The sequence below is a fragment of the Nonomuraea sediminis genome, assembly GCF_018531495.1.
GTDB lineage: Bacteria > Actinomycetota > Actinomycetes > Streptosporangiales > Streptosporangiaceae > Nonomuraea > Nonomuraea sediminis.
On sequence record NZ_JAHDTI010000002.1, the window covers coordinates 593,428 to 617,383 of the forward strand.

Below are 23,956 nucleotides of genomic sequence, written 5' to 3' on the forward strand. Positions count from 1 at the left end.
GCGGTACTTTCGGGTGCACAAGTCCATGCACGGTGCGTTCTTATGTGTAACTGTGCGCTATCGAAGCTGTTCATGACCACAAAGGAGTGAGTGGTGACGGCGACTACGTCGGAGATCCCCGAGATCGGCGCGCTCGTTTCCGTCCGCGGACAAAGCTGGGTCGTGAGCGATGTCGATGAGGGCGATGATGCCACGGTCGTGTCCCTGCAGAGCGTCGCCGATGGGCGTTACGATCACTCGCTGGAAGTCGTATGGGACATCGAGCCGGGCCGCCAGATCCTGCCCAGCGGCTCGCTCCCCGAGGTTTCTGCGGACGGATTCGACTCGCCCGAACGCCTCGCCGCGTTCCTTGACGCGATCCGCTGGTCAGCCGTCACCAGCGCGGACGTCAAGACCCTGCAGGCGCCCTTCCGTTCGGGCGTGGCCATCGAGGACTACCAACTCGAGCCGGTGGGTCGCGCGCTGGATGCGCCTCGGGTCAATCTGCTGCTCGCCGACGACGTCGGCCTCGGCAAGACCATCGAGGCAGGGCTCGTCGCCCAGGAGCTCCTTCTTCGCCACAGAGCGCGACGGATCATGATCGTGTGCCCGGCAGGGCTCACGATCAAGTGGAAGGACGAGATGGCCGAGAAGTTCGGCCTCGACTTCACCATCGTCGACAGCGAGCGCTGCGCGCAGGTGCGGCGAACGTATGGCAGCGCCGCCAATCCCTTCCACGTCTACCCGCTGACCATCGTCAGCCTCCCCTGGCTGCGCGGGCAGAAGGCGCAGCGGCTCCTGGACGAGGTCCTGGATCCGGAGGGGATGGAGCGCCGCTTCGACTTGCTGATCCTGGATGAGGCCCATCACGTTGCGCCAGCCGCGCCGAAGCAGATTTATGCCGTTGACTCCCAGCAGACCAAGCTGATCAGGCACCTGGCGCCTCACTTCACGCATCGGCTGTTCCTGTCGGCAACTCCGCACAACGGTTACCAAGCCAGCTTCACCGCGCTGTTGGAGATCCTGGACAACCAGCGGTTCGCTCGAGGAGTCGACCCCAACAAGGCGGCGGTCAAGGACACCGTCGTACGCCGCCTTAAGCGGCAGATCGTGTCCGCCGATGGCATCAAGCGCTTCCTGGACCGCGAGGCGCATGCCATCCCCGTCTACTATCCCCAGGATGAGCGGGAGATCCACGACCTCCTCAAACAGTTCGCTCGCGTCCGCCGTGGCAGGCTCAACAGGACGGGCAAGGGCAGAAGGGCCGCAGACCTCGTTACGCTGCTGCTGAAGAAACGGCTCTTCTCCAGCCCGAAGGCGTTCGAGCGAACGATCGACGTCTATCTTGCCGGTGTCAAGGGGACGCAGTCCAGCACGGTCGAGGACGAGAACGTTCCAGAGTGGATGGAGGACTTCTGGGAGGACACCGCCACGCTCGACGACCAGCCGCTGGCCGATGCCGAGGACGACGCGCTTGTCCTGGCTGGACCGCTGCAGGGCACCGCGGGCGAGGAGGAGATCAACCTGCTGCGCCACATGCGCGCATGGGCCCAGACCTACGACGCCGCTCCTGACACCAAGGCCCGTGAGCTGATCAACTACCTCAAGGCCACGTGTCGGCCCGACAAGCACTGGACCAACGAGCGGGTCGTCGTCTTCACCGAGTACCGCGACACCCAGCGCTGGCTCGAGGACCTGCTCCGCCAGGAGGGCTTGGGCGGCGAGCACCTGGCCATCCTGCACGGGGGCATCGATACCGCTGAGCGTGAGCAGCTACGGCAGGCCTTCCAGAAAGACCCGAGCGAACACGCGGTACGGATCCTGCTGGCGACTGATGCGGCCAGCGAAGGCATCGACCTGCAGAACCACTGCCACCGCCTGGTCAACTACGACATCCCGTTCAACCCGAACAAGCTGGAACAGCGGATCGGCCGCATCGACCGGTACGGCCAGCAGCGCATCCCACAGATCTACCACTTCATCGGCACCGGCTGGGACCGCCAGGTCGACTCCTATGAGGCGGACCTGGAGTTCCTTTCCCGGGTCGCTAAGAAGGTGGGACAGATGGAGGAGGACCTCGGCGCGGTCAACGCGGTCCTCGCCACCGCTGTACAGAAGCGAATGCTGGGCGATATCCCCGACTATGACGTGGAGCGGGCGGGCGAAGCCGTACCCGATCACATCCCGGCCGACGCCGACGTCGGTGAGCAGGTCCGCAAGCTGCGTGCCAACCTCGACGACACGGTCAAGGAGCTGGGCATCACGCCCGACGCCGTGAAGCGGGTCGTCGACACCGCCCTGGACCTGGCGGGCCAGCAGCCGCTCACCAACCACCTGGACGACAAGCACCTCACTGACGGCCTGTATGACGTGCAGCCACTTACCGGCTCGTGGGAGCGCGCCTCGGCCGGACTCATCGAGAAGCTCACCGTGAAGGATCGTGCTCCGCAGCAGCGCCCCATCACCTTCGACCCCGCCGCAACGCTAGATCCGGAGGGGCGGGTCCGCGACGACGTAGTTCTGACCCATCTCGGGCACCCACTGGTGGCCATGTCCACCAGGTTGCTTCGTGCGGCTGTGTCTGACGCCGGCGTAGGGTTGCACCGGGTTACCGCGGTGGTCAGCGATGATCCGGCGTTGGAGACCGTCCTGGCCGGGGCCTATTCCAGCTTCGTCCTTGCAGGTAGCGACGGCCTCCGCTTGCACGAGGAGGTTCTCTACGCCGGGGGCTGGGTGCCGGAGAGCGGCCGCTTCCGCAGGCTGGAGAACCTGACCACGCTGGGCGGCATCCTGGAACGCTCCCTAACCTCGGGCACTCCGGCCAGCGCCCCTGTACGGCGGCGCCTGGCGGACCTGTGGCCCAGGGTCAGCGGCCCGCTACTGGCCTCGATCGATTGGCGCACAGAGCAGAAGCGCGAACAGCTCGACCGCAAGCTGGCCCAGCGGATGGAGGCCGAGCAGACCCGCGTCGTGGCCAATCTCCGGCAGTTCGAAGCCACGCTGCGTGTCAAGCTGGCCGAGGGCGACACCGAGGAGGACGCGCTGTTCAGTCGTGCCGAAGCCGCCCGGAGCACAGAAGAACTTGAGCAGTACCGCAAGGATCGCAGATCGTGGGAGGGCAGGTTGCGACAACTCGGCGAGGAACAGGACCGGGAGCTCGCGGCGATCGCCGAACGTTATCGCGATCCCAAGCCACACCGGTTCCCCGTCGCGGTCGTGTTCGTCGTGCCCCGGCGGGAGGCTGTCCGATGAGCGAGTTCAACCATGGCGATTGGCTCGGCCTGGTGGAGGTGTCGGGTCCTTTCCTCAGCCTGCCGGTGCTGCGGCGCACCTGGCCCGCACTGGACTCGGTTAGCAAAGCCGACAGGGACAGGCTCCGCGTGGAGCACGCACTCTGGCAGAGCGACGACGGCACCCGTGACGCCTGGGTCCGTTACGTCCTGCGTGATCTGCTCCGTTGGGGCGAGACGGCACACTTCGATGATCTGGATCACCTGGCAATCGATGTGCCCGAGCATGACACAGTCATCACGCCGACGTTCGCGCTCGCCGTACCCGGATCGGAACCAAAGCCTGACGCGATTCGCCTTTTGGGGCTGACAACCACCGGACGTCCCTCAGCTCGGGTGCCGGGCTCGGCATGGGCGGCCAGCTCCGCGGACCGACTCGCGCATGCCTGCCGGCACCATGGCGTCGAGCTGGGCCTGGTCACCGACGGCCGCTGGTGGACGCTGGTGTGGGCACCCCGCGGCGGCGTCACCACAATGGCCACGTTCGACGCCATCGGCTGGACCGACCGCTCCGACCGTGACGTTCTGCGCGCGTTCATCTCGCTGTTGAACGCCGACCGCTTCTTCGTCGTCCCCGAGGGTGAACGACTGCCGGCACTACTGCATGCCAGCGAGGACAGCCAAGAAGACATCACCGACGCGCTCGGTGTCCAGGTACGAGAGGCCGTAGAACTGCTCGTGGCTGCCATGGGCCGGGCCGGCTCGGAAGCCGGGGCCCATGAGATCTACCGCGGTGCCGTCGCGGTCATGATGCGGGTGGTCTTCCTGCTCTTCGCAGAGGAGCGTGGGCTGCTCCCCTCCGACAACGAGCTGTACGCCAGGGCCTACTCGGCCGGTCGACTCTGCGCCGAACTGGAGCAACGGGCCCTAGAGGGCAGCGAGAACGAGCTGGAATACAGCACCGACGCGTGGCACCGGCTCCTCGGTCTGTTCAATGCCGTCTACCAGGGCGTGCGCCACCCCCGCCTGACCATGCACCCGCACGACGGCTCGCTCTTCGACCCCGACGAGCACGCGTCCCTGCCGTTGACCATCGATGACCGCACAGTCCTGCACATGCTCCGCGCGGTGCAGTACGTGCATGTCGGCACGGGCAAGAACCGCGAGCGACGCAGGCTCAGCTTCCGCACCCTCGACGTGGAGCAGATCGGCTACGTCTACGAGGGTCTGCTGTCGTTCGATGGCTACCGGGCCGTGGACGTCGTCATCGGCCTGACTGGCAAGGTGGGCAAGGAGGAAGAGGTCGAGCTCTCCGAGTTGGAGCGCATCGGCCCTGACCCCGCCGCGCTGGCCGAACGATTCAAGGAATCGGGCATCGGTACAGCGAGCAGCCTTACACGACGGCTCGCCCCGCTGGACGAGACCGGCAAGCTGAAGGCTACCCGCAAGCTCCTTGGCGCGACTGGCGGCGATGCCGACCTGGCCAAGCGGCTTCTGCCGTACTACGGGATCGTCCGTGAGGACCTGCGCGGCATGCCGTTGGTGATCCTGCCCGGGGCGCTGTACGTCACCGAGTCACCACTGCGCAAGAACACCGGCACCCACTACACGCCGCGCTTCCTGGCTGAAGAGGTCGTGCATGGCGCGCTGGAGCCGCTGCTGTACCACGTAGGGCCGCTGCAGACGGCCGACAGAACCCAGTGGACGCCCAAGTCTTCGGCCGAGATCCTCTCGCTGAAGGTGGCCGACATTGCCATGGGTTCGGCCGCGTTCCTGGTAGCCGCCGCGCGGTATCTGGGTGACGCACTGGTGGAGGCATGGGCGCGCGAGGGACACACCGCCGCCGTCTCCTACAAGGAGACCTTCGAAGGCCGTACGGCTGACGCCGATGTGGATGCGGTGGTGGTCGAGGCGCGGCGGCAGGTCATTGAGCACTGTCTTTATGGCGCGGACATTAACCCCATGGCCGTGGAGATGGCCAAGCTGTCGCTGTGGCTGGTGTCCATGGATCCGGACAAGCCGTTCACGTTCGTCGACGACCGGGTCGTGGTGGGCGACTCGCTGCTCGGGGTCACATCGGTGGAGCAACTGGAGTACATGCACTTGGATCCGCGGCGCGGTCGGAAGCTGTATAAGGACACGGCGGTCGACTTCACCGAGGACATCCGCGGGCTGCTCGGCCGGGCCGCCGAAGAGCGGCGCGGGTTGACGGAGATCCCGCTGGGCGACAACCCCCAGGCCGCACTGGACGAGAAGCACAAGATTTTGGCGAAGGTGGAGACACAGACCGCCGAGGCCCGCTTCATTGCTGACCTCCTTGTGGGGGCGTCACTGACGCACGCTGCCGAACAGGGCCGCCTCCGCCCTGACCACCCGGTTCCCGATGGGCTCGACCAGGGGAAGGCTCGCGGGTTCGACGCCGCGTCGCTGCAAGCGTCGGCTCTGGCGAGTTCGGTGCAGCAGGCGGGGGATGTCCAGGAGCGAGCTGAGGAGCAACGGCGGGAGTGGCTGAACACCGACCTGGTGTCGGGCAGCTTCGATCGCAAGCCGATTCACTGGCCGTTGATCTTTCCCGAGGTCTTCGAGTCGGGTAGGGACGGCTTCGACGCCGTCATCGGCAACCCACCGTTCCTAGGTGGGCAAAAGCTCACCGGGGCTATGGGCGTCGCCTACCGAGAGACCCTGGTAGGCGCAGTGGGACGTGGTGCTCGTGGGAGCGCGGACCTGGTTGCCTACTTCGCCCTTCGGGCGCATGGCCTGCTGCAGTCGACGGGCCAGACCGGGCTGATCGCCACCAACACCCTGGCGCAGGGAGACACGCGGGAGGTGGGTCTGGATCAGCTCGTCGCGGAGGGGACGACGATCCGGCAAGCGGTGAAGTCCAGGCCGTGGCCGTCGAAGAGCGCGGTGCTGGAGTACTGCGCGGTGTGGACGAGCCAGGTCGCATTGGGAGATCGAGCCGAGAGGATTGCCGATGGTGCGGTGGTGCTGAAGATCGCGCCATCCTTGGATCCGGAGTCACGCGTGTCGGGCAATCCGCATCGACTGTCAGCAAGTCAAGGCATCGCCTTTAAAGGCACGGAAGTCACTGCCATCGATGGATTTACCATGGCTCCAGCTCAAGCGAAAGCCCTGATCTCGGCCGACCCACGCAACGCTGACGTGCTCTTTCCCTTCATTAACGGCGAAGACCTGAATGCACGGCCCGACTGCTCCGGGCGCCGGTGGATCATCAACTTCTTCGATTGGACGGAAGAGAAAGCGGCGACCTACTCCGAACCATTTGCTCATGTCGAACGCACCGTAAAGCCTGTGCTAGCGAAGAACAACAACCCGCAACTACGTCGCTACTGGTGGCGCTACAAACGCCCAGCACCAGCGATGCTGTCAGCCATTGCGGGGTTGGAGCGGGTCATCGCGATCACGAGGCACACCAAGACTGTGATGCCGGTGATGGTGCCCACCGGCCAGGTGATCAGCGAGGCCGTCGTCGTATTCGCCACCGATGACACCGCGATGCTGACGCTCTTGTCGAGCGCACCCCACTACTGGTGGGCCCGAGCTCGAGCATCGTCGATGAAGGCCGACCTCCGCTACACCCCCTCCGACGTGTTCGAAACCCTCCCCCTCCCCCACCTCACCCCCGAGATGCGCACCCTCGGCCACCACCTCGACACCCACCGCCGAGAACTCATGCTCTCCCGCCAAGCCGGCCTGACCGCCACCTACAACCTCGTCAACAACCCCACCAACACCGACCCAGACATCGCACAACTCCGCCAGATCCACCGCGACATCGACATCGCCACCTGCCACGCCTACGGCTGGCACGACCTCATCGACAAACTCGACCACGGCCACCACCAAGTAGCCCGCGAAACCCGCTACACCGTCGGCCCCGCCGCACAACAAGAACTCGTCGACAGGCTGCTGGAGCTCAACCACGCCCGCTATGCGGAGGAGGTCGGCAAGGGGCTGCACGCCAAAAGGACCGGGCGTCAGAAGGCACGCGCCATGCCCGACGAGCAAGGGACCCTGCTGTGACGGAACAGATCATCCACCCGCTCGACCTTCCGCAGCACTTCGAGGAAGCCTCCTCGTTCAAGGTGCGTGACGAGTTCGAGGAGCTGATCAGGCGGGATCTGGTGGGGCCGTGGGACGGCGACTTAGAGGTGTTCGCGCCACGGGCCCGCGGACCGCGTGACCGGTATGTGCTTGGCATGCTGGGTCCCAAGCCGTCGGCCCGCTCCACCGTGGAGGACGCCGAGGAGGTGCCGGAGACCGAGATCGGTGTGGGCGGGGATGGCGCGGAGAGCGAACTGCCCGATGTGATGAGCCCGCAGAGCTTGGGTCGGATCTGGGCCTCGTCCATGGGGATGTCGTTCGCGGTCGCCACCGAGACCGACGTGTTGGCCGTGACCGCCTCTTGGGGGCGCTATCACAAGACGCAGACCCAGGAGGAGGATGCTAAGGGCCGGGAGAGGATCGTATCCATCTGGTCGCGGGAGCAGGTGACTCGGCCGAGGGAGATCCGGCTTTCCGAGCCGCACTCGCCGCTGGAGCTCGACCCCGGTGTCCTCCTGGCAGTAGCCGTACGCGAGCGGAAGAATGGCAGGCGCGTCGTCGATCTCACACTGATCAACGCTCTGGACGAGCCGGAATCCACTCCGGACACGGCGTGGCTGTTCCAGACGCGGCTGGAGGTTACCGCGCTGGACGGCACGGCATGTGTTTTCCTGCCGATCGACGACCCGGTCGAGGATCGAGACGTCGTCGGCGACGACCTCGAAGACCAGCATTTGCGGCTGCTCTACCGAGACCAGCTGCGGTACGCCGCAGGCCGGAACGTCGCTGTGCACGCCGAAGTCCCGTCAAGGCAGCGCTACGCATACGCCCTGCGGACCGAGTGGGTGCCAAGCTATGACGTCCCTGCCACAGTCGCGCCGAACGACGGGCCTCTCGCGCGGGTCGAGTTGTCAATGGACCGGCTGGCCGAGGCCACGACCGAGCAGCTCACGACCGGCCTTCAGCCTCTGGCAGCCGGATACGCCGACTGGCTGGACAAGCAGGAGGTGCGTATCCCGTCTATGCCTGGGCCCCTCCAGAAGGCGGCGACCGTGGCGGTGGCCAGGGCCCGCCGCGCGGCCGTGCGTATCCGCGACGGCATCGCGCTACTGACCGACCCGAGCCGTGAGCACCATACCGACGCGCTGCGCGCGTTCCGCTTTGCCAACGAGGCGATGGCGTTGCAGCGCCGCCGTACTAACGTCGCGGGGAAGCGCGATGAACAGGAGCTGAGTTTCGAGGAGGCGATGGCCAAGGTCGATGCCGAAGGTGAAATGGCCGCCTCTTGGCGTCCGTTCCAGCTGGCCTTCGTGCTGCTTAACCTGCCATCGCTCACCGACCCGGCGCATCCCGAGCGCAGAGCTGACCCGAGCGCGACCGTGGACCTGCTGTTCTTTCCGACCGGTGGTGGCAAGACCGAGGCATACCTCGGCCTGACCGCGTACACCTTCGCCATCCGTCGTCTGCAGGGACTGGTCGGCGAAGGCCTGGACGCCCGCGATGGCAGGGCCGGCGTTGCCGTGCTGATGCGTTACACCCTGCGACTGCTGACCGCCCAGCAGTTCCAGCGGGCGGCGGCTCTGGTGTGCGCGGCCGAGGTGCTGCGGCGCCGCGACCCGGCGATCTGGGGCGAGGAGCCGTTCCGTATCGGACTCTGGGTGGGCGGCTCTGTCTCACCCAACTGGTTCACCGAAGCGGTCAAGCAGATCGAGGACGCCAAGGAGTCCGGCGGGCGCAAGACCAACGTCCTGCAGACCCTCTCGTGCCCGTGGTGTGGGGAGAAGCTCACCAGCAATCGCAACCTCGACATCGACGAGGATCGCCGCCGTGTGCTGCTCTACTGCGGGCGTGGTCGTGAGGGCGAATCGGATTCGTGTCCCTTCTCGCGCCTGGGCGAGCACGAGATGCTCACCAGCCGTTACGAGGACCGTAAGGAGATCGCCGCTCACCGTGAGGGGCTGCCCATCCTCACCGTGGACGAGGAGATCTACCGCCTCGTGCCCAGCCTCGTCGTCGCGACTGTGGACAAGCTCGCCCAGCTCCCCTGGCGCGGCTTCGCCGGTCACTTGTTCGGCCGGGTCAGCCGCCGGTGCCCGCGCCACGGATACCAGCACACCGATCTAGGCGAGAAGATCAGCTGCAAGGGCAGGCATCACGCCACCGCCGCGCTGCCCAAAACTGACAGCCAGCCGGTCCGGCACCTTCGTCCTCCAGACCTGATCATCCAGGACGAATTGCACCTCATCTCCGGCGCGCTCGGCACCACAGTCGGGCTGTTCGAGGCCGCGGTCGACGAGCTCTGTACATGGAATCCTGGTTGTCCGACGGGTCCGAAGATCGTTGCGTCCACTGCTACTACACGACGGGCCGCCCAGCAGGTGCTCGGCGTATTCGGCCGTGGGCTCGCGGTGTTTCCCCCACAGGTCCTGGATGTGGGCGACACCTTCTTCTCCCGGCAGGTGTCCGTCACCGAGAAGACGCCCGGACGCCGCTATCTGGGCGTCTGCGCGCACGGTATGCGGCTGAAGTCGGCGGAGATCCGGCTTGCGGAGATTCTGCTGCTCGCGGGACAGACCCTCTTCGACTCCTACGGCGAGGCGGCTGACCCCTACATGACGCTCGTCGGCTACTTTAACGCCACCCGGGAGCTGGCGGGCATGCGCCGGTATCTGGACGATGACGTCACCACCAGGGTGCGCAGGAACGGTCGGCGCAGGGGACTCTCCGACCGGTTAGCCAGCCGTACCGACCTGTTGAAGATCGTGGAGCTGACTTCACGTGTCTCCTCCGGCGACATCAGCGAGGTACTCAAACATCTGGAGGTCGGCTTCGGCGCTGAACTCGACACCACCCGCCGACGAACTGAGTGTCGGGCCGAACTGGCCGACGTTCTGAAGGAGCGCAACGCGGTGCGGCGCCGATCCGCGCACCCGCTGGCCGATCGGTATGGCGCCAGGCGGATCGACCCCTCGCGCCAGCCGGTGGACGTCGTGCTGGCCACCTCGATGCTGCAGGTCGGCGTCGATGTAACCCGGTTCGGCCTGATGGTGGTAACCGGTCAGCCAAAGAACACGGCGGAGTACATCCAGGCTTCCTCCCGCGTTGGCCGCTCCGCGGGCAAACCGGGACTGGTGATCACCCTCTACAACTGGTCGAGACCTCGCGACCTGGCGCACTACGAGGACTTCGAGCACTACCACGCCACCTTCTATCGGCAGGTCGAGGCGCTGTCCGTCACGCCGTACACTCGCCGCTCGCTGGACCGGGGCACGGCGGGAACGTTCGTGGCGGCCGTGCGTAACGCTGAGGAAAGTTACTCAGCCAACAGAGATGCCGAGGACGTCGACCTGACCGGGCCGCCCGTCACGCATATTGTGGACCGCTTCCTAGACAGGGCCGAGTCAATCGCGGGTGAGCGCGGCCGCGAGTACCTGCGGGAGCGCCTCCAGACCCTGATCGACCAGTGGGAGCTGCGCAAGCGCGACCCCGCGAGGCTCGGTTACGAGAAGCGTGGCACCCGACACGAGACAGTGGTCGCGCTGCTGGACAGAGCGGGCAACGGCCGTTGGGGAGCGATGACGGTCGGCAATTCGATGCGGGAGACGGAGAACGAGATCAACCTCTTGGTGCCCGGCGGCGGCGAGTTCTTCCAGACCGACTACACCGCTCCCGACTGGGCCTTCCTGCCCCCGGCCGGCGAGGAATCGCCCGACCCTGACGTACCGGAAGGCGACGAGCTCGGAGATGCGTCATGACCGAGCCCGCACGCTACCGGCGCAGGGTGGGCGCTGCCCGGCCCAGCCATCTGATGTTCACCTCCGGTGTCGGCTCCCTTATCGACCTGCCGAACTTCTCGGCACTCGTCAACGGCATCGACGACTGGCGCTATGACAAGGTCGGAGAGTACCCACAGGTCATCGCCGAGCCCAGGCTCCTTGCGGCGGTGCAGCACATGCTGGGCCACTCCGTGCACGAGCTAAAGCCCGCCCCCTGGGTCCCTGGCACAGACAACAACCCCGACAGCGAAGCCGCCAGAATCGGCGTGCCGGTCAGGCCGTTCCCCAGTTGGATGCGTTGCACGGCATGCAACCTGCTCGCCCCGATCGAGTCACGCGCATTCGACTTCGAGAACGACAGGCCGCGCAAGCCCCACGAAGCTCGGTTCTTCCACCAGTGCGGCCGCGGCAACAAGAGACGCCTGGTGGTAGGCGCACGCTTCGTGCTGGCCTGTACGGCAGGCCACATGGACGACTTCCCCTATCTCGAGTTCGTCCATCGGGGTGACTCCTGTCCCGCGGCGCCCAAACCGAATCTGGAGATGGAGGACCGTGGCGGCAACCTCGGCGCCAACGTAAAGATCACATGCAGGAGGTGCAACTCCACCCGTAACATCAGCGAAGCCATGGGCAGGAGAGGGCAGGAGCACCTTCCCCGCTGCCGAGGCCGCCACCCGCACCTGGGCACGTTCGCCGTGGGCGGCTGCGATCAGCAGCCCCACGTCTTGGTAGTCGGTGCATCCAACCAGTGGTTCGGGCTAACCCTCGCGGCCCTTGCCATACCGTCGGGGGATGACCAGCTAGCCAACACGGTCGAGCAGTATTGGGAGAACCTCAAGGCCGTTCCTGGTCTCAACATGATCCCGTTCATGCGCACACTTCCCCCGATGTCGTACGAGTTCGAAAGGTGGTCCGACGAGGAGCTGTGGGCCGCCATCGAACGCCACCGAGCCGCGCTGGACAGTCAACCCGCCAACAACCGGCCCGATTACCCCGACCTGCGGACCCCGGAATGGCAGGCGTTCTCTTCCCCTACGCTCCCGCCGCCTACCGACGACTTCGCCGCCTTTCGCCATCCCGACGGCGTACCGGCGCAGCTCAAGTCTGTCTACGCCGACGTCGTCCAGGCTGAGCGACTACGCGAAGTACGAGCGCTGGTCGGGTTCACCCGCCTCGACGCTCCGGACCCAGAAGATCCGGATCTGGTGATCAGAGCGCCGCTGGCCCGTTCCGCTCCCACCTGGGTACCGGCGAGCGACGTGCGCGGAGAAGGCATCTTCCTCCGCGCCCCGGAGGACACGCTCGCGGCCTGGGAAGAGCGAGTTGGAGACAGCCGGGCGGCCATCGCCCATAGGGAGGCCTACGGCAGGTTTCGCAAGAACCGCTACTCCGACAGGATCCAGGGCGACTTCGACGAGTACCGCGGCTGGCCGGGGATGCGCTATTACGCCCTGCACACCCTGTCCCACCTGCTGATCCGCACCATCGCCCTGGAATGTGGCTACAACTCCGCCAGCCTGTCCGAGCGAATCTATGCCGGCGACGAGCAGGATCCACGTAGCGGCATCCTTATCTACACCGCCGTACCCGACGCCGAGGGCACCCTGGGCGGGCTCGTGTCCTTGGCCGAACCCGAACAACTCGTCCGCCTCACCCAGCGCGCGCTGTCGGACGCACAGCGCTGCTCTTCCGACCCGCTGTGCGCCGAACGGCTGCCACGCCGTCCGGAGGACTTCCTGCACGGCGCCGCATGCCACGTCTGTCTGTTCGTGTCGGAGACCACGTGCGAGCGCGGGAACCGCTTCCTCGACCGCAGGCTGGTGGTGCCGATAGGCGACCCCAGTCTGGCACTGTTCCAGGAGATCCCGTGACCCCGGAACTGCACGCCGCGGTCGTGGCCGCGGCCGAAGAGATCGGGCCTGGCCATCTCCGCACACTCGCGAGCCTTCTGACGAACGGCGACTCCGCGGTTGAGCACGCGGTCGCCACCCTCGCCTACCGTCACGCAGCTCGCAGGGTGCTCGACGCGCTCGGCGATACTGAAAGGGCCGAAGCCGCCGCCTTCGCACGCGGAGTGGCTGCGGGATACGAGGCGCACCGGGCCCGGTCGTCGGTCGACCCGGTGTGGAGCGGGCCCGACTCACCCTCCGTGCCGGTCCGAGCCACCGCGCAGGCGCTGGTCGAGCTGGTGGCCGGCGCCGCGCACGAACTCATCCTCATGACCTATTCGGCAAAGCCGTACAAGCCCCTGATCAACGCGCTAAGCACGGCGACCAGGCGCGGGGTCAGCATGATGGCTGTCGTCGAGACGCTCCAAGGAGCGGGCTCCGCGCTCGCCGGCGCCGAGCCGTACGCGGCCTTCACCAACGTGCCCGGACTGGAGCTATGGCACTGGCCGACCTCGCGCAGGGCTGAACAGGGCGCCAAAATGCACGCCAAGCTGGCCGTGGCCGACCGTGCGGCCCTGCTAGTTTCCAGTGCCAACCTGACCCAGTCCGGGGTGACGAGCAATATCGAAGCCGGACTGCTGGTGCGCGGCGGCGCAGCGCCACAGCGTGCGGCCGAACACATCACCGCCCTGCGAGACCGAGGCGTCCTGGAGCGGTTGCGATGACCGATCACGTCATGGTCGCCGCGAGCGACATCGCCAGGCTCGTCGGTGTCGGCAGGGCCGCGGTCAGCAACTGGCGACGGCGCTTCCCCGACTTCCCTGAGCCCATCGGTGGCACAGCGGCCAGCCCACTGTTCTCCCTGGCGGAAGTCGAGGCTTGGCTGCGCGCGAAAGGCAAGCTCAAGGCGCTGCCAGAGGACGAGGCCGTGTGGCAGCGCGTCCGCAACGCGGCGGATGACTTGGTCCTTCCGGATGTCGTGGCCGCACTGCTAACCGACATATCGGGGTCCACAGCCCCATCGGATGACCTCGTCGAGGCGGCTGCAACGCTCGCCGAGCGGCGCGGCCGAGTCGAGACGGTGGAGTTCTTCTTCGCGCGCCTACTCGAGGCACATTCGCGTCGCATCCAGGTCCTGGCCCCGCACGTGGCCAACCTGATGGTTGACCTCATCGACGACCAGCCGACCATCTACGACCCCTGCTGCGGCTTCGGTTCGCTGCTCCTGGCGGCTGCCAATCGGGCGGAGAGGCTGGTGGGTCAGGAGCGGGAGGAATCGACCTCGCGCATTGCCGCTGCCAGGTTGCGCGTCCGCGGCGCGGACGCCGAGATCGTCGCCGGTGATGCGCTCACCCGTGACGCTCACCCTGCGCTCCAGGCCGACGCCGCGCTCTGTGTACCGCCCTTCAACGAGCGGAGCTGGGGATTCGAGGAGCTGGCCAACGACCCCCGATGGGTGTTCGGGCTACCGCCCCGAGGCGAGCCAGAGATGGCCTGGGTGCAGCACTGCCTGGCCAGAGTACGGCCCGGCGGTACGGTCGTCGTGATGATGCCTGCAGTGGCCGCAAGCCGCCGATCCGGCCGGCGTATCCGTGCGCAGCTGCTGCGTACAGGTGCGCTGCGTGCTGTGATGGCCCTTCCATCCGGTGCCGCCCCTCACTCCAATCTGGCTCCGCACCTGTGGATACTGCGGCGGCCAAACGGCAGCACCCCTTCCCACGTACTCGTGATGGACGCCAGTCAGGACTTGTCCGGCATCGGTCCCGCATGGCGTGGCTTCCAGAGCGGCGAAGCCCTCGATTCCGATGACCGCCGCAGGGTGTCGGTCATCGATCTACTCGACGACGAGGTCGACGTAACGCCTGCCCGGCACCTGGTGCAGGTGATCGCTCCGTTGGAGGAGATCGCCCCCACGATCGAGGCGCTGCGCGCCCGGGTGCGGGCCTTGCTCCGACGCGTGCCCCGCATGATCGCTGAGGAACGACCCCTCGCGATGTCCACGCTCGGGGAGCTGAGCCGAGCCGGCTCACTGGTGATCGAACACACACCCATGCGGGTGGCCCCGGCCGAGCGCGAGGCAGTCATCCTTACCGCGAAGGACGTAGTGCTGGGGCGGCCACCCTCGGGCCGTGGCGAGCCCCTGGCCACCGCCGACATCGGGGACATCGTTCTCCCGTTGGTCATTGAGCAGCCCGCTGCCCGCGTGATGACGGAGAAGGTGGCACTTGGACCCCACCTGATCGTCATCCGTCCCAACCGGGACCTCTTCGATCCTCACTTCATCGCTGGCTTCCTGCGCGTGACCTCCGAACGGACCGCCGGCTCACGGGTGGATGCCCGTCGCGCAGCGATTCCCCTGCTACCGGTGGAAGAGCAACGGCGATACGCCCGGGCTTTCCGCAAGATGGAGGAGTACGAGCTCCTGCTCCGCGACGTGCAGGAAACCGGTGAGCGGCTCAGCAGTCTGGTTTGGGCAGGCCTCGTCAACGGTCAGCTCAGACCGGGGTGATGTGATCCGAGTGAGCAGGCCGACGATCATTGATGGACGCTACGAGCTGGACCCTCTATCCAGCCGCCGTGGCGGTATGGGCGAGGTCCAGTTCGGCTACGACAAGCGGCTCGACAGGCCGGTGGCGGTGAAGTTCATCCGGGTCGACAGAAGCACTGATCCCGAACTGGTACAACGCTTCGTCCGCGAGTCGCGAGTCACCGCCCGACTCGAACACCCTGGAGTCCCGGCGGTCTACGACGCCGGAAAACAGGGCGACGACCTCTACCTGGTGATGCAGCGCGTTGCGGGAGTGCCGGTGTCCAGTCTGCTCGATGAGGTCGACCAGATCCCGATAGCCTGGGCCGTCGCGATCGCAGCGCAAGCAGCTTCGGTCCTGGCAGAAGCTCACCGCCACTCCCTGGTCCACCGAGACCTCAAGCCGGCCAACCTGATGCTCAGTCCGGACGGGTCTGTGAAGGTGCTGGACTTCGGTGTCGCCGCCGCGATGTCACCAGCCGCCACCCGGCTGACCGCCACGGGCACGGTCGTCGGAACGCCCGAGTACATGGCTCCCGAGCAGGCGATGTCCGGTGCTACCAGTCCACAGAGCGACCTCTACAGCCTGGGCGTCGTACTCGACGAGCTGCTTACCGGCGCCAATCAGTTTGGCGGGCCCACCCCGCTGGCCTGCATGCATCGGCACATGAGCGTCAATCCCAGGTCACCATGCGCGAGACGGGCGGGCGTACCGGATCGGTTAGCCAGGCTGGTCCTCTGGATGCTGGCCAAGGAACCGGAACACCGACCGTCGAACGCGGAGGAGATCCATGCACATCTGCTGGAGTTCTGCCGCGAGCTGCCGCCCCTTCCCGGCTACGTCACCGACACGATTCACCCCTCCGCCATGTACGCGGCCGTGCTGGCCCGCGTCCCGTCGGCCACAGCGCCAGCCACAGACGTTCCCCAGCCGATACGGCAGGCATTGCCAGCGGACTTTAGCCCCAGCGACATCGGACGAGCCCGCAAGCAGGCACGAGCCCTGCAGAACGAATCCCGCTTTAGCCAGGCAGGCACGGTCCTGGCCGCCGTCTACGACCGAGCGGCAATGACGCTCGGCCCTCAGCACGAGGAGGTCCTGCGGTTACGTCTCGACCTGGCCGACGTGCTCTTCCTCGCCGGCGACTATCGCCAGGCTGCGGCTCATTTCAAGGAGCTTGCCCGAGATCTCGGCGTCCATCACGGCCCCGCCGCCGACGTGGTGCTCCGGTGCCGCTTGCTGGAAGCCAACTGTCACGCCGCGATCGGGGCGAACATCCTGGCCCTGACGCAATTGCGGAAGCTGCTGGACGACGAGCGCAGTCTCGGGGTGGACACCGAGCAACTGCTTGAGCTACGTCGCCAGATCGGACTGCTGGAGCTGGCCGCCAACAGAACCGCCGAGGCTGGCCGCACGCTGGGTGCCCTGCTCCCCGATTTGGAGCGCCATTACGGCCCGGGTCACCCCCATGTACTTAAGACTCGCGAGATTCTCGACGGAATCAGGAGGCACTGACGTGGCGAAGCTGGCAATCCATCGGGACTTCCTGCGCGAGTTCGGCGATCTGGAACGCGAGGTACAAGACCGGGTCGAGGAGATCTTCACCAAGTTCGCGGCCGCCACCCACGCCGGTGTGCACCTGGAGAAGCCTCACAACGCGCGCGATCCACGCTTCCGCACAGTCCGGATCACCCAGTTCTGGCGCGGAGTAGTCCTCGCACCGGACACCGGCGACGTCTTCACGCTACTCAAGGTCCTGCCACACGACGCTGCCTACGACTGGGCAGAGCGGCACAAGGTCTCGGTCAATATGGCGACAGGTCGCATCGAAATCCACGACCCGGGCGTCGTCGCAGCCACCCTTCCAGAGCTGGCGAAGCTTGCCCAACACACTCCTGCCCGGATTTTCGAGCACGTCTCCGACGCTGACCTGCGACGACTCGGAATCGACGACCAGACGTTGGCCTTCGCGCGCGTGCTGACTGACATCAGTCAGCTCGAAGCTTCCCGGGCCTTCCTGCCACAGAACCAGTGGGACGCCCTCTATGGCCTAGCAGCCGGGCTCACTCCGGAAGAGGTCTGGGCCGAGCTGGGCGCCGCGACCCAGCCGTACGACACCCAGGACCTGACGGCCGCGATCGAGCGATCGCCCGACCGCGTTGTGCTGGTAGACGGCCCAGCAGAGCTCATGGAGGTCTTCCGGCACCCCTTCGCGCTCTGGCGCATCTACCTGCATCCGTCACAGCGGGAGATCGTGACTGCCCGATACAGCGGATCCGCCCGGGTTACTGGTGGCCCGGGCACCGGAAAGACCGTCGTGGCCCTGCACCGCGCCCATCATCTGGCGGGTCTGGGCGCTGGCCCCGTCCTCGTAACCACGTTCATCTCTACCCTGTCCGGCTCCCTGGAGGCCGGGCTCAAACTGCTGGCCGACTCTCCAAAGGCGCGTGATGGCATTGAGGTGCGGCACGTCGACCAACTCTCGCACCGGATCTTTTCCGAGGTGCACGACAGGCCGGCAATCCTGCGTGCCGCGGAAGAGAAGGCGATCTGGCGCAAGATCGCCAAACGGCTGACACTGCCGTTCACGGAAGCCTTCCTCGCCGAGGAGTGGCGGCAAGTGATCCTCGCCCAGGAGATCACCGACGCTGGGGAATACCTCGCGGCCAGGCGCGCCGGCCGAGGCCGACGGTTGGGCCCCCACCAGCGCGAACAGGTATGGGAGGCGATCGCGGAGTTCGGCAAGGAGCTCGAACAACGCAGCATGTGGACACATGAGACCGTCTGTGTTGAGGCAACCCGCTTGCTGCGGGACCGCGCGGCCAAGCCCTACCAGCACATCGTCGTCGACGAGGCACAGGACCTTCACCCAGTGCAATGGAGGCTGCTCCGCGCCGCCGTGCCCAAGGGGCCTGACGACATCTTCATCGCCGGCGACACCCACCAGCGCATCTACAGCAATCGAGTATCCCTACGCGAAGTCGACATCAACGTGGCCGGGCGATCGTCGCGGCTCCGGATCAACTACCGAACCACGGCGGAGATCCTGGCTTGGAGCCTGGGAATGCTCCGAGGAGAGCCAATCGACGACATGGACGGCGGGCTCGACACCGTCGCCGGCTACCGCTCAGAGACGCACGGCAGGCCGCCTGAGCTCAATGGATTCTCCACCCAAAATGCTGAACTGGCCGCCCTGGCCGCCAAGGTAAGCGAATGGCTGAACTCCGGGATCGCACCGGGAGAGATCGGGGTCGCCGCACGGTCGGGCATGCTCGCCGACGCAGCGGTAAGGGCGCTTGAGCTGGCGGGCATCCCTGCCGGATCGCTCGCAAAAACACCAGACGACGCCGAAGTGGTGCGCGCAGGCACCATGCACAGGATGAAAGGGCTGGAGTTCCGCTGTGTAGCCGTGGTCGGCGTCGGCGAACAACAGGTTCCTCCACTCTCCGCGATCACTCCGCTCGCAGACGACGAACAGGCCCATCGTAACGATCTTCAGCGCGAACGATGCTTGCTTTTCGTGGCCTGTACTCGGGCGCGTGAGCGCCTGTATGTATCCTGGCATGGCCACCGCAGCACATTCCTGTCCCAGCAATAGACTCCAGAAGGAAAGGGGCCGATCCCGCCACCTGTATGCGCCAGGCGACGATCATTCGGCCGATCACGCAGGGTTCGGCGACCGCGATGTTCGCAGCCACGACCAAGGCAAAAAGTTAATCGAGTCCGCCCTTTCGTCTGCGGCGGTGTCGCAGTCCAGTGGTTCTGCGGCCCCGCTCAGTCCGTAGCGCATTGATCAACCGCTCTACACGCTCAGCTGGTTCTTCAGAAGAATGGAAAACGACTCCTACAATAAGTCCGAGCAGGCCAATTAGAAGAATCCCTAGCAGTAGGCTCACAGCTGGCTGAAGTAAAGCTGCCGCAATCGTCCCCGTACCTCCAACGATGGCAGTAACGGCTTTCATCTAGAAATCATGCGTATCACCACGCCGCCCACCATCTAGACCCTTATGACGCAATATCCACGCCAACTCCGGCGCTGCTCTTAAGGCCAACGACAAGCTGAACTTGGCACGTTCCCATCGTGTGGGTAATTCGACCAGCTGTGACGTCCACTCCTCGTACCAACGGCTGCGTTCAGGCAAGGGCAGCAATCCGGCTGCCATCAGCACGATATGGCGCGCCCCTGCTCTCCTCAAACCTACAACTCCGCTTGCCGGCCACTGCCGAAAGAGTTGTTGCGACGCGGCGAGACGCTGACAGGCCAACGTCGTCGCTGTCAGCGATTCCTCCACCACAACTAGCAGGGTTAGCGATATATGATCGGCTTCGTCAGCCGCCAATCTGGCTTCCAACTCCGACTGATCTGCTTCGTACGCGGCCCTGAGCGAGCGGAGCTCAACCTCGGCAATAACGTCGACATCGGATGAGCGTGCTTGACGCGCCACAGTTGCGGCCGCTTCAGCTTCTGCCCGTACCAGCCCAGCAGCAGCATTCTTGATTCTGGCCGTGCTTGCCTTTTGACGCGCCAGTTCCACCAGCTCATCAACTACTACCGCCGTCCGAGCAGTGCGCTTGATCAACCTGCTTCTCGCCACCGCGTCGCTGACAACCTGTGCAGCTGTGACAGCGCGCACCGCTGCGTTCGCCGCCGCTTCAGCAGCCGTTGCCGCATCATGCGCCCTTGATACCTGCAGCGCGTGGACGGCCGCGCCAGTCATTACATCGTCGAGAGTTGCCGCTAGGGCGTCCGCTCCATGGACCTCCTTAATCGCCTTAGTGACATGGATCGCGCGCTCTACGACCAGTCGCACACCCCATGTCAACTGATCCAAAGATCGGGCATGTGACCGACGCTGTCGGTTGGACCGACGAGGCATGGTCTTCATGAGGACCCCCCTGGAGAGGCCCGACGGCCCCGACCAAGGGGCAGCCTGGCTGTAACGCGCTTCTCATAGGCCTTGGCCAACGAGATACGTGCTAGCTCCACCCCATCCGCAGTAAGGCGGTAGTAGCGTCGCCTGGGTCGGCCTTCTGCTACATGTTCGTCCGCATCCTCCCACCTGCTTTCGAGCCAACCCACCGCCTCAAGGCGCGCGATGATTGGGTAGATCGTCCCTGATGGCAGCCCAGTCGCCTCACACATCTGCAGCCCGTACCACTCACGCGTGGGTTCGCTGAGCGCAGCCCTTAGCAGGGCTTGGGTTTGCATGGTCATCCGCGGGCCGCTCATATGTAGAACTCTACATAGCCACCGTGTATCTGTCCGCATTTCGCGCATGCTGCGCTCTTGGAGCCAGATACGGCTTCAACAAATCGTCGATGCGGCGACTGGCCTCCTTTCGGGCTGGCGGGTGCTCGTGACGGTGGACGGGGTCAGATGGCCGCGCCTGGGCCTGGCAGCGGGTCGATATCGCCGGGGCATCGGCCGGCCGCAGTGGGCGCAGCGCAGGTCGACGTGGCTGAATTCGCCGCAGGCGTGGTGGCGGTAGAGCACTGGTGGGCCGGCCTCGCCCGCGAGCCACTGCCCGCCAGCTGGTCATGACCATGAGCAGGTCGACCAGCTCGGCACCCTTAGCTGTCAGGTGGTACTCATACGCGGCCGCTGGTCATAGGGCCGCCGGTTTCTCCGACACGTTCGGAGCCGCCAACGATGGCGGACTGCGGGCTGTGCTCTCGAGCATGCGCCCGGTCCGGCCCGGAGACCGGCTGCTCGTCCTGGCCGTGCACGATCCGATGCCGATTCACCGAACTGCCTAGGGTGCTGGCGTTGATCCCGAACTCCCGGGGCCACCGCCGCGACCGTTCGCTCGCCCTCCAGCACCATGCGGACGGCTTCTTCCTTGAACTCGGGCGAGAAGTGCCTACGACGCCTTGTCACGTACCTACCTCTTCCAGACTTCTGTCAGCCTATGTAGCCGACTGTCCGGAATCTGCTAGGCACCTCAGACGCGTGCAGCAAACAAGTCCAGGGCTGCGATGATGACATCGAAGACTGCCACGTTGATCAGTTGTGTGTTCTTGATTGAGGGGTACAGCTCCAGCTTGGCCACGGGGATGTCCACGCCCGGTGCGCTGTTGAGCAGCTCTCGCAACTCTTCCCGAAGCGCAAGATCGTCGAACGGCGGTCGGTTCTTGAGCAAGCCGAACGGGAACTCCACGGTCTTGGCGTAGAAGCGCACGGCGTATAGCGGCTTCCCCTGCAATTTGATGATCGGCGCGCATGAGGCTCCGGTGGACGTGCCGTACTGCACCTCACGCCCCTTCTTCCGCCAATCGTCGAGGACCCGTTGAACAGCGCCGGCGGCCTGCGGCCCGCTTTGCTGATTGAGCTGCTGTACGAACCGCTGCTCACGCTCATGGTTGGCTTCCTCATAGTCCTCGGTGCTCTCGGTCTCAGCCAGGTCCATGGCCCCGGGCAGCTCAAGCAGCTGGGCAAGTTCGCGCGCGCTGACGTGCTGATCAGGTGAGGCGCAGCCGTTGCCGTCGAAGGCGATGCCTTCCGCCAGCAGTACCTCATGGATATCGCGGTCATCGTCGGGATCAGGCCAGCGGAAGCTCTCGGAGGGTTTGCCCTGCTTTATCAGAACCCGATGGGCGTTGAGCGCAGGCACCGTGGCCAGATGTACACCCACCGGAACTGGGTGCGAGCCGATCAGTTCCGCCACATCCGAGTAGGACGTCCAAGTCGCCGGTGGGAGCGCGGCCAGCGCCTTGTACAGCAGCGTCCAGTCGCGTGAGGGAGCTGGTTCGCGTCCGGCCTCGTCGGGGCCGGGCCAGATGGTGATTGCTCGATCCGCCAGCCGGTCTGCACGCGCTAGGATCTCGGCCTTACCCCACTTCTCGTAGGCGGCGATCTCCTGGTTCATCCGCAGGCCGCTCTGTCCCAGCTGCCGGCGCTTGGCAGCGAAGGAGCTGTTGCCCAGCTCGGAGTTGTAGCCGCTGAGGGTGAGGTTACCGAGGGTGTGAACGAACTGCCGGTGCTCACCTTCATCGCCAGTCAGCTGCTCCAGCCAATCCGCCGTCAGAGACTGAGGCAACACATGTTCGATGGTGATCCGCTTGTCGGTCAGATCCACAGATTCCTTGCTGCCCAATGACTCTTCCAGGCGGCGCAGTACCAGTTTCTGCTGGGCTGCACGGCCTTGCCAGTAGAAGGCGCGGTTGCGGACGGCGTCATGTAGTTGCTCGTCGGTGGGCCAGTAGAGTCTGGCGGGCGAGAGCGCGGTCCTGACGGCCCGTGGCAGGTCGTCGTCAGGATCGAGTTGCACAGCAAGCCGCTGGAAGATGCGGTTGAGGTTGCCTGTGGTCACCCCGGCGATTAGGCGGCGGACGATGAAGCTCTCGACGTAGGTAAGTGTTTCGGCGACCTCGTCATCATGAATGTGATCGTCTTCGCGGAACTCAAGAAGCCGCATAATCAGCGGATATGCGGTGCTAGCTTGCCATTCCTTGAGGAACTGCAGGTGTTCAGCGAAGGGCAGGTCGCGGGGAGGATCGAGGATCAGCTTGAGGTGTCGGGCACGGTGGTAAAGGTCCCTGACGTACCCCTCGACCTTGGCTTCGTCACCGGCTAGGCCTAGCAGGAGTTCCTGGTGACCACGGTAGATTGCGTTGTACTGAGCTCCTTCACCCGACTTGAGGACCAGGATCAGGTACATGAGCTGTTCCATGGTTTTGGCATCGAGCAGCCGTTGCATTGGCATCCAGTAGTCGTCGTAGACATGCTGGCCACGGGTGGGTAGGCACATGAACACGTAGTTGCGGATCAGGTCGACCTGACTGAGCCGCATTCCGGTGTTGTTGATCGATTCGAAGATGCGGAAGGCGTTGTCGTCCTTCTCCACCGTGATCTGGACCAGGTTGAGACGGTCGAGCAGTACCGATTCCACGCGGGCGAGGTCGTGCGGATCAGCTGGGTCGTCGAACTCTCTGAGCATGCTGCGGAAGAACTGATAGGCGTTGCCGACCAGGCTGTCGGCCTTGCCGTCCGGTGAGCCGTCGACGCACGCCTTGAAGGCGGCGCGATCTGTCTGAGTGGGCAGTAGCCGATAACGCATCTCGCCTCGCTGCCATCTGTTGATCAGATGGAGCTCGTTGATCCGATCCTTCGCTTCCGGGTCTTCGGCAACCATGTGATCTCTGACGGCGCACAGGGCGAGCATGAGCGTGGTCAGCCGCTGCTGACCGTCCACCACGATCCACTGCGACCGACTCGGCGCCAGCTCCGGGCCGGGGGCCAGGACCACCGATCCGAGGAAATGGCTGGGGGCGCTCTCCCTGCCCTGAGCCAGCATGTCGATCTGGGCCACGATGTCGGCCCAGAGTTGGCGCAGCTGCGGGCGCTCCCAGGTGTAGTGGCGCTGGTACAACGGCACCAGCAGCTGCTGGTCGCCCTGGATGAGCCTACGAAGCGTCGTCTCGTTCGCCTTCATGCCAGCCCTTTCGACCTGTCTGGATGACCGAGAGCACGTGCACCATGCGCCACATTA

General features: G+C 65.4%; 12 protein-coding genes. 8 read left to right on the top strand and 4 right to left on the bottom strand.

What is annotated here, in order from left to right:
• Positions 1–93: 93 nt before the first annotated feature.
• The 8 genes from drmD to KIK09_RS10900 are packed head-to-tail and all read left to right on the top strand — an operon-like array spanning position 94 to position 19,065.
• Positions 94–3,231 (top strand): DISARM system SNF2-like helicase DrmD, encoded by a 3,138-nt coding sequence (drmD, locus tag KIK09_RS10865; RefSeq protein WP_214318604.1) that lies wholly within the window; start codon positions 94–96, stop codon positions 3,229–3,231.
• Positions 3,228–7,253 carry an Eco57I restriction-modification methylase domain-containing protein gene (locus KIK09_RS10870; protein WP_214318605.1) on the top strand — a complete coding sequence of 1,342 codons (4,026 nt, stop codon included), beginning with the start codon at positions 3,228–3,230 and terminating at the stop codon, positions 7,251–7,253. The genes drmD and KIK09_RS10870 overlap by 4 nt, the downstream gene beginning before the upstream one ends.
• On the top strand, positions 7,250–11,029 hold the full coding sequence (gene drmA / locus KIK09_RS10875) for a DISARM system helicase DrmA (RefSeq protein WP_214318606.1): 3,780 nt from the start codon (positions 7,250–7,252) through the stop codon (positions 11,027–11,029). Before KIK09_RS10870 ends, drmA begins: the two co-directional genes overlap by 4 nt.
• Entirely contained in the window at positions 11,026–12,921 is a 1,896-nt protein-coding gene (gene drmB, locus KIK09_RS10880; protein ID WP_214318607.1) for an MrfA Zn-binding domain-containing protein, read from the top strand. Before drmA ends, drmB begins: the two co-directional genes overlap by 4 nt.
• Positions 12,918–13,664, top strand: coding sequence for a DISARM system phospholipase D-like protein DrmC (gene drmC, locus KIK09_RS10885; RefSeq protein ID WP_214319663.1), 747 nt, complete (start codon positions 12,918–12,920; stop codon positions 13,662–13,664). Before drmB ends, drmC begins: the two co-directional genes overlap by 4 nt.
• Positions 13,661–15,448, top strand: coding sequence for an N-6 DNA methylase (locus KIK09_RS10890; protein ID WP_214318608.1), 1,788 nt, complete (start codon positions 13,661–13,663; stop codon positions 15,446–15,448). The genes drmC and KIK09_RS10890 overlap by 4 nt, the downstream gene beginning before the upstream one ends.
• 10 nt (positions 15,449–15,458) lie before the next feature.
• Positions 15,459–16,982, top strand: coding sequence for a serine/threonine protein kinase (locus tag KIK09_RS10895; RefSeq protein WP_308164019.1), 1,524 nt, complete (start codon positions 15,459–15,461; stop codon positions 16,980–16,982).
• Position 16,983: 1 nt separating this feature from the next.
• Positions 16,984–19,065 carry a UvrD-helicase domain-containing protein gene (locus KIK09_RS10900; protein WP_214318609.1) on the top strand — a complete coding sequence of 694 codons (2,082 nt, stop codon included), beginning with the start codon at positions 16,984–16,986 and terminating at the stop codon, positions 19,063–19,065.
• A gap of 364 nt (positions 19,066–19,429) precedes the next feature.
• On the opposite strand, the gene KIK09_RS10905 is transcribed toward KIK09_RS10900, so the two are convergent.
• The 4 genes from KIK09_RS10905 to KIK09_RS10920 all read right to left on the bottom strand — a co-directional run bounded on the left by KIK09_RS10905 (position 19,430) and on the right by KIK09_RS10920 (position 23,899).
• Complete coding sequence (locus tag KIK09_RS10905) at positions 19,430–20,278, bottom strand: hypothetical protein (RefSeq protein WP_214318610.1); 849 nt, start codon at positions 20,276–20,278, stop codon at positions 19,430–19,432.
• A gap of 71 nt (positions 20,279–20,349) precedes the next feature.
• On the bottom strand, positions 20,350–20,745 hold the full coding sequence (locus KIK09_RS10910; RefSeq protein ID WP_308164021.1) for a PadR family transcriptional regulator: 396 nt from the start codon (positions 20,743–20,745) through the stop codon (positions 20,350–20,352).
• Between the two features lie 300 nt (positions 20,746–21,045).
• Positions 21,046–21,345 carry a transposase gene (locus KIK09_RS60560; RefSeq protein WP_214318611.1) on the bottom strand — a complete coding sequence of 100 codons (300 nt, stop codon included), beginning with the start codon at positions 21,343–21,345 and terminating at the stop codon, positions 21,046–21,048.
• 64 nt (positions 21,346–21,409) lie between these two features.
• Positions 21,410–23,899 carry a DUF262 domain-containing protein gene (locus KIK09_RS10920; RefSeq protein ID WP_214318612.1) on the bottom strand — a complete coding sequence of 830 codons (2,490 nt, stop codon included), beginning with the start codon at positions 23,897–23,899 and terminating at the stop codon, positions 21,410–21,412.
• Positions 23,900–23,956 lie beyond the last annotated feature (57 nt).